The following is an 847-nucleotide window of genomic DNA, read 5'->3' on the forward strand; positions in this document are numbered from 1 at the left end:
GAAGTAAATAAAGGCTTCATTATTATAAATTTTGTCATCTAATTGTTTAATAGTTATTTCATTGGTAGCCTCTTGTTTTTCGTTCGCTTGTACTCCGTATTGATTAAGCGTAAAGAAAGCAAAAATCATGGTACAAATAGCACCGATTAGGCCTAATATAGCAATTTTTTTCTTTTTCATTTTCTCTTCCCTACTTTCTTAATGATTTTTATTTAGTCAGTTTCAGATTTATCTAAGAGTTATCTCGATTCTGTCCAATGTAAAAACCCTCGCTCTACTGGCAAGGGTTTTTATAAGGAGGGGGATAAATAAGTATTATATTCATTTAACTATATTTTTTTAATAGATATAAATAACTTTTTGTTGAATTTGGTTTAATTTTAAAAAGATTTTATTTTTATTTATATCTCCATTGACTTTAAACAGCAATATGCGGGGAATCGGTCCTTCAGTTAACTGAGGTTAATGGCCGCATGTTATTTACCCCCCTATTTAGGAGTACCGTTAGCATTTCGGAAAAAACCCACGCTAAGCAAAAAAATATAATAAGCTGTCCATATGAACAGCTTATTTACGTAAAATTCGTTATTGGAAATTACACATTGCTAGATAGAGATTTTACCCTTGTACCACCATTCTATAAATATTTGTAAAGTGGGAGCAACCCATGTTCGACTATCATTTTCATGATTCCAGATATAGATATCATTGTTGTTAATTAGTCCATTTAATACACGATAGCCAAACAAATCTCCATTCCCCGCATCAGCTATAAATAAAAGAGAGTCAAATGGCATGTACATTTCTTTAAAAAACTTTTCATTACGCATATTGTAATTTTCTTTCT

2 protein-coding genes are annotated in these 847 nt (G+C 30.7%); both read right to left on the reverse strand.

The genetic code is table 11. The annotated features are described in order from the left end of the window. On the reverse strand, window positions 1–180 hold a 180-nt coding region (locus RCF13_RS20220), incomplete at its 3' end, for a hypothetical protein (RefSeq protein WP_308141516.1). Between the two features lie 425 nt (window positions 181–605). Further along, window positions 606–847: SMI1/KNR4 family protein (locus tag RCF13_RS20225; RefSeq protein WP_308141517.1), on the reverse strand; the 242-nt coding region annotated here is incomplete at its 5' end.

The sequence above is a fragment of the Stenotrophomonas maltophilia group sp. RNC7 genome, from assembly GCF_030910085.1.
Taxonomy (GTDB): Bacteria; Pseudomonadota; Gammaproteobacteria; order Xanthomonadales; family Xanthomonadaceae; genus Stenotrophomonas; species Stenotrophomonas sepilia.